Source organism: Streptomyces durocortorensis, from assembly GCF_016901035.1.
Classification (GTDB): domain Bacteria; phylum Actinomycetota; class Actinomycetes; order Streptomycetales; family Streptomycetaceae; genus Streptomyces; species Streptomyces durocortorensis.
In genome coordinates, this window is sequence record NZ_JAFEUF010000323.1 from 1 (window position 1) to 6,580 (window position 6,580).

General features: G+C 72.8%; 4 protein-coding genes and 1 pseudogene. 3 read left to right on the forward strand and 2 right to left on the reverse strand.

The annotated features are described in order from the left end of the window. From JS521_RS32665 to JS521_RS32675, 3 genes and pseudogenes are all read left to right on the forward strand, one after another. Positions 1 to 667: pseudogene (locus JS521_RS32665) on the forward strand (hypothetical protein); the annotation flags it as partial. Next, positions 664 to 1,368 carry a Pvc16 family protein gene (locus JS521_RS32670; RefSeq protein ID WP_205086517.1) on the forward strand — a complete coding sequence of 235 codons (705 nt, stop codon included), beginning with the start codon at positions 664 to 666 and terminating at the stop codon, positions 1,366 to 1,368. The pseudogene JS521_RS32665 and the gene JS521_RS32670, both read left to right, overlap by 4 nt. After that, on the forward strand, positions 1,365 to 3,485 hold the full coding sequence (locus tag JS521_RS32675; RefSeq protein WP_205086518.1) for an AAA family ATPase: 2,121 nt from the start codon (positions 1,365 to 1,367) through the stop codon (positions 3,483 to 3,485). The genes JS521_RS32670 and JS521_RS32675 overlap by 4 nt, the downstream gene beginning before the upstream one ends. A gap of 100 nt (positions 3,486 to 3,585) precedes the next feature. On the opposite strand, the gene JS521_RS32680 is transcribed toward JS521_RS32675, so the two are convergent. Together JS521_RS32680 and JS521_RS32685 are read right to left on the reverse strand one after the other, a co-directional pair. Further along, entirely contained in the window at positions 3,586 to 4,842 is a 1,257-nt protein-coding gene (locus JS521_RS32680; protein ID WP_205086519.1) for an arginine deiminase, read from the reverse strand. A 52-nt stretch (positions 4,843 to 4,894) separates the two neighbouring features. Next, positions 4,895 to 6,334: a basic amino acid/polyamine antiporter gene (locus tag JS521_RS32685; protein WP_205086520.1), complete on the reverse strand. Its 1,440-nt coding sequence runs from the start codon at positions 6,332 to 6,334 to the stop codon at positions 4,895 to 4,897. Positions 6,335 to 6,580: the final 246 nt, after the last annotated feature.

Below are 6,580 nucleotides of genomic sequence, written 5' to 3' on the forward strand. Positions count from 1 at the left end.
CGCACCCCCGCCGCCCGCGCCCGAGGCCGGACCCGCCGTCACCGTGCGGGCCCAGCCCAGCCCCGGATACGTCGGCGGCAAGGTGGTGGTGACGTACACCGTGCGCAACGGCAGGAACGCCCTGGCCACCGGCCTCCGGCTGGACCTCGGACTGCCCCGGGGCATCCCCGCCGGGGCGCTCCCGGCCGGCTGCACCGCCGGCGGCTGCACGCTGCCCGACCTCGCGCCCCGCGCCTCCACGGTCATCAGCGTCGTCCTCTCGCCCGACAAGGCGCTGCGTACGACGATCACCGCGTCGCTCACCACCACCGGCACCGACGCGAACCTCCGCGACAACGTCTCCCGGATCCCGCTGCGCATCCTCCAGCCCCGCATCGTCGCGGTGCCCGAGATCGGCAAGCCCGGGTTCGTCACCTCCGTACGCGGCAAGGACTTCCCGCCCGGCGCACCCGTCACCCTCAGCTGGAAGCCCGGCATCACCGCCGCCGCGGCCCCGACCCGGCCGCTGGGCGACGGCACGTTCATCGCCCAGCTCCTCATCCTGGCCAAGGACGAGACCGGGCCGCGCGACATCATCGCCAAGGGCCCCGGGTTCAGCCCGGTGAAGACGGACTTCCTCGTGGTGCTCGGCACCATCACCCCGCCCGACACGGTGATCCGCCGATGATCCACGAAGTCGACGAAGGGCTCCGGCTGTTGCTCGCCGAGTCCGGTCTGGAGGACAGCGGCGTCGACCTGGTCTTCGACGCCCCGACGAAGGACTGGTCCGCCCGCCGCAACGCCCCCACCATCAGCGTCTTCCTGCACGGCATCCGCGAGGACGCGGGCCGACGGCGCACCGGCACGGCGGAGACGCACGACGAGGAGGGCGTCGTCACCGGGTGGCGGACCCCGCCGCGCTGGTTCGAGCTGACCTATCTGGTCACCGCCTGGACCAACCGCCCGCAGGACGAACACCGGCTGCTCTCCGAGGTGTTGCGCACCCTCGTGCGCACGGACACGCTGCCCGCCCGGCTGCACACCGGCAGCCTCGCCGAACTGGGGCTGACCGTCGAGCTGGAGGCGGCGGGCCCCGGAGCCGGCGGCCCGTCCGCCTCCGACGTCTGGTCCGCGCTCGGCGGCGAACTGAAGGCCGCCATCGACCTCCGGGTCCTCGCCCCGCTGGCCGGTGAACGCACCGCCGCCGGACCGCCGGTCACCGAGGGCCTCGTCATGACGGCCGCACCGCACCTGAACGGCGACGACGCAGCTCCCGGCCGCAGGCTGCGCTACGACGGAGCGACCGACCCGGGCGCGCAGGGCTTCGCCGCACCTCGGGAACGGCGACTGCCGCCCGGCCGACGCAGGCGGGGGAACGCCGCACGATGACCATGGCACCACAACAGGCTTACAGCGAAGGCTCGTTGACTGACATCGACGAACTCTGGGAGCGGCTCGCCCGCGTCGAACAACGGGTCCGCGAAGCCGTCGCCGCCCGCCGGGCCGTCGACCCGGACCCCGACGACCCGTACCGGGGGCAGTACCTCACGCCCGAGGGCGCGGCCCGCATCCTGGAGACCCGCGACGCGTTCACGCCCGTACCGCCGTACGAGGAGGGGGCGCCGTCCCGCACGGAAGGGGGCAGGCTCGGCCGGCTGGTGGAACGCTTCGACCTCACCCCGCCGGACGTCGAACTCCTGCTGGTCGCACTCGCCCCGGACGTCGACACCCGGTTCGAGCGGCTGTACGGCTACCTCAACGACGACCTCACCCGCCGCCGGCCCACCATCGGCCTGGCCCTGGAACTCTGCGGGCTGCCCGCCGCCGGCTCCGGCCGCTTCCGGTTCTCGCCCGCCGCCCCGCTCGTCGCGGGCGGACTGCTGGAGATCGCAGAACCCGAACGGCCTTTGCTGTCAAGGCTGTTGCGCGTGCCCGACCGGGTCACCGCGCACCTCCTGGGCGACGACGGAATCGACGGCCGGCTGCGCGGGACCGTCCGGGAGGCCGAGCACCCGCCGGAGCCGGACGGGCGGCCCGAGGTCCCCCGGATCGCGGCCGCCCTCGGCACGGGCAGTGGACTGGTGCACCTGCTCGACCGGGGCGGCGACCCGCGCGGCCTCGCGGTCGAGGCCCTGCACGCCGCGGACCGGCGTCCGCTCGTCGTCGACATCGCCGCGCTCGCCACCGCCCCCGAACCGGCCCCGCTCGTACGGGCCTTGGCGACCGAGGCCCGCCTCGGCCGCGCCGGTGTCGTCCTCGGCCCGCTCGAAACCCTCGCCCCCGAACGCCCCGAGGGCGCACGGCTGCTCGCGTCCCTGTGCGCGGCGCTCGGCTCCACGCCCCTGATCGCGTACGGGAAGAAGAACTGGGATCCGCTGTGGACGGCGGAGAGCCCGGTGCCCGTCACCGTCCCGCCCCCCGGCCCCGACGGCGCCGCCCGGCAGTGGCGGCGGGCGCTCGCCGACGCGGGCCGGTCGGTCGGCCTGTCCGCCGAGCACGCCACCGCCGACGACGCCCTCGTCGAGGCGGCCGCCGCCTACCGGCTCGACTCCGGACAGCTGCGCCGGGCCGCGACCGTCGCGTCCCGGCTGGCCGTCCTCGAACAGCGGCCGGTGGCCCCGGAGGACCTGCGCACGGCGGTCCGCGCCCAGAACGGCGCGGGCCTGGAGCGGCTGGCCCGCCGCATCGAGCCCGGCGTCGGCTGGGACGACCTGGTGCTGCCCCCGGCGACCCGTACCCAGCTCGCCGAACTCGCTCTGCGCGCCCGCCACCGCGAGACGGTGCTCGGGCAGTGGCGGATGCGGCCGGGCGGCGGCCGGGGCCGGGGCGTCATCGCCCTGTTCGCGGGGGAGTCCGGCACCGGCAAGACCATGTCCGCCGAGGTGATCGCCGCCGAACTGGGCATGGAGCTCTACGTGGTGGACCTGTCCACGGTCGTGGACAAGTACATCGGGGAGACCGAGAAGAACCTGGAACGGATCTTCGTCGAGGCGTCCGACGTCAACGGCATCCTGTTGTTCGACGAGGCCGACGCGATCTTCGGCAAGCGGTCCCAGGTCAAGGACTCCCACGACAAGCACGCCAACATGGAGTCGGCCTACCTCCTCCAGCGCATGGAGTCCTTCGACGGCATCGCCGTGCTCACCACCAACCTCCGGGCCAACCTGGATGAGGCGTTCACCCGCCGCCTCGACGTGATCGCCGAGTTCCCGATGCCCGACGCCCGCCAGCGCCTGGCCCTGTGGGACCGCTGCCTGGGCCTGGCGATCCCGCGCGACGCCACGCTCGACCTGGAGTTCTGCGCGGACCGCTTCGAGCTGGCCGGCGGTTCGATCCGGGCCTGCGCGGTGACCGCCGCCTACCTCGCGGCGGAGTCGGGGGCCCCGCTGCACATGGACCAGCTGGTGTCGGCGGTGCTCCAGGAGTACCGGAAGCTGGGGCGGCTGGTGCTGGAGAGCGAGTTCGGGCCCTGGCTGGCGAAGGAGCGGGCGCGCGCCGGACGGTAGCTCGTACGGTACGGGTGCGGGGCCCGCGCCGGACGGTAGCTCGTACCGTACGGATACGGGCCCGTGTCCCACGCGGATCCGTGCCCGTGCGCGTACGCCGTCAGAACGCCACCGCGTCGCGGATCAGCGGGCAGGTCATGCAGTGCCCGCCACCCCGGCCCCGGCCCAGCTCCGCGCCGACGATGGTGATGACCTCCACCCCGGCCCGCCGCAGCAGGGCGTTGGTCTGGGTGTTGCGGTCGTAGGTGAAGACCACCCCGGGCTCCAGGGCCACCGCGTTGTTCCCGCTGTCCCACTGCTGGCGCTCCGAGGCGTAGACGTCGCCGCCCGTCTCGATCACCCGCAGCTGGGGCAGGCCCAGGGCGCGGGCCACGACCTCGGTGAACGGTGTGGCGCCCTCGTCGGTGATCTCGATCCCGGGCGCCCGGTCGGAGGGCCGCAGCGAGAACGTGTGGACGTCGTCCATGATGCGCGGGTACAGCGTCACGATGTCCCGGTCCGCGAAGGTGAACACCGTGTCCAGGTGCATCGCCGAGCGCAGCTTCGGCATCCCGGCGACGATGACGTGCTCGGCCGCCCCCTGCGCGAACAGCGCGGCCGCGACCTGGGTGATCGCCTGGCGGGAGGTACGTTCGCTCATGCCCATCAGGACGACGCCGTTGCCGACCGGCATGATGTCCCCGCCCTCGAACGTGGCCCGGCCCCAGTCCTTCTCCGGGTCGCCCCACCAGATCGTGGAGCCCCGGAAGTCGGGGTGGAAGGTGTAGACCGCCTTCATCAGGAGGGTCTCGTCATGCCGGGCGGGCCAGTAGAGCGGGTTGAGCGTCACCCCGCTGTAGAGCCAGCAGGTGGTGTCCCGGGTGTAGAGGGTGTTGGGCAGCGGCGGCATCAGGTACTCCCGCGCCCCCGTGCCCTCCCGGGCCAGCCCCACGTACGCCGAACGGAACTCCTCCGGCAGGTCGGCGATCGCAAGACCGCCGATGAGATGGTCGGCCAGCCGGCGCGGCGTCAGGGAGTCGAGGAAGGCGCGGGTGTCGTCGACCAGGCCGAGGCCCACCTCGTTCGCGTCGATCTTCCGGTCGAGCAGCCAGGACCTGGCCTCGGGGATCGCCATGGTGGCGGCGAGCAGCGCGTGCAGCTCGACGACCTCCACGCCCCGGTCGGTGAGCTGGGCGACGAAGTCGGCATGGTCCCGCTGGGCGTTCTCCACCCACATCACGTCGTCGAACAGCAGGTCGTCGGAGTTGGTCGGGGTCAGCCGGCGGTGCGCCATGCCGGGGGCGCAGACCAGGACCTTGCGCAGCCGCCCCACTTCGGAGTGGACGCCGAGGGGGGAGGCGGGGTCGGTGCTGCTCACGATGGGCCTTTCACTCGATGACACGGTGGGTCTGTCCGTACGGGGCCGGCTCTCACAGCTCGATCCAGCCGACCGCCAGCGCCGCGACACCGACGGCGGCACCGGCCACCGTCACGGCGCAGATCACCGCCTCGCCGGGGGAGAAGAGCCTGCGTCCCTGTTCCCTGCGGGACTTGGCGAAGAGGAAGGTCGCCGGGGCGTAGAGGATGAAGGAGACGAGGACGAACTTCGGCCCCGCCGCGTACAGCAGGAAGGCGGTGTAGAGCGTTGCCACCACGGCGATCACCAGCTCTCGCCGGGTGGAGCGCCCCGCCACGTCCGGGCGGCCGGGCCGCGCCGCGACCTTCACCGCGAAGGCGGCGGCGAGCAGGAACGGGATCAGGCTCAGCGCGCTGGTCAGATCGAGGGCGAAGGTGAACGCGTCGTCGGAGAAGAGCGTCACCACGAGCACGATCTGGCTCAGGCACGTGGTCAGGAGCAGCGCGTTCTCGGGTACGTCCGTCGCGGTCGACTGCCCCAGGAAGCGCGGCATGTCCCTGTCCTCGGCAGCGACGAAGAGGACCTCGGCGGCCATCAGGGTCCAGGCCAGATAGGCGCCGAGCACGGAGACGATGAGGCCGACGCTGATGAAGACCTTCCCCCACGTCCCGACCGCCGACTCCAGCACCTCGGCCATCGACGGCTGCCGCAGCTCGGCGATCTCGGCCATCGGCAGCAGCCCGTAACTGACGATCGTGACCGAGGCGAAGACGGCGAACACGCTCAGGAAGCCCAGGACGGTGGCCCGGCCGACGTCCTCACGGCGTTTGGCGTGCCGCGAGTAGACGCTGGCGCCCTCGACGCCGAGGAAGACGAACACGGTGGCGAGCATCGTTCCGCGGACCTGGTCGAAGAGGGTGCCGGCCTCGTCGGTGCCGCTGAAGTTGTCGGCGAAGACGGACGGTTCGAAATAGAAGAGCGCCAGCACGACGAAGAAGAGGATCGGCACGATCTTCGCGACGGTGACGATCCGGTTGATCGCCGCCGCCTCCTTCACACCTCGCCGGATCAGCAGGAAGAACCCCCACAGCCCCACCGAGGAGACGACCACCGCCGTCACCGTGTCGCCGTCGCCCAGCACCGGCGCCACCGCGCCGACCGTCGACATGATGAGCACCCAGTAGGTGACGTTGCCGACGCAGGCGCTGGCCCAGTAGCCGAAGGCGGAGAAGAAGCCGAGATACTCGCCGAACCCCGCCTTGGCGTAGGCGTAGACCCCGGCGTCCAGGTCCGGCCGCCGCACGGCGAGGGCCTGGAAGACGAAGGCGAGCATCAGCATGCCCGTCCCCGCGACCGCCCAGGCGATCAGGGCCCCCGCGACCCCGGTCTCCTGCGCGAACCGGCTCGGCAGCGAGAAGACTCCGGCCCCGACCATCGAGCCGACCACCATCGCGGTCAGGGTCGGGAGCGTCAGTTTGGCGGCCGGTCGGGGCGGGGCCTCGGGATGGCTCATGAATTCCCTCGTCGGTGCGGTCATCGGCCAACCAGGGAAAACTAGCAACATATAGGGTACTTTGTCCCGGAATGGGGAGCGGTGGCGCGACCGGGAGCCGGGCGCGGCCGGGGGGGGGGCGGCGGGGGGCGGCGGGGGGGGCCCCCCGGGGGGGGGGGGGGGGGGGGGGGGGGGGGGGGGGGGGGGCCCCCCCCGCGCGGGGTCTGTTTTCTATCGTTGAAAATTCTGCGTGCACGACCGTTGTGC

Coding starts and splice junctions, on each gene's coding strand:
- JS521_RS32670 (WP_205086517.1), top strand. CDS start 664: ATGATCCACGAAGTCGACGAAGGGCTCCGGCTGTTGCTCGCCGAGTCC.
- JS521_RS32675 (WP_205086518.1), top strand. CDS start 1,365: ATGACCATGGCACCACAACAGGCTTACAGCGAAGGCTCGTTGACTGAC.
- JS521_RS32685 (WP_205086520.1), bottom strand. CDS start 6,334: ATGAGCCATCCCGAGGCCCCGCCCCGACCGGCCGCCAAACTGACGCTC.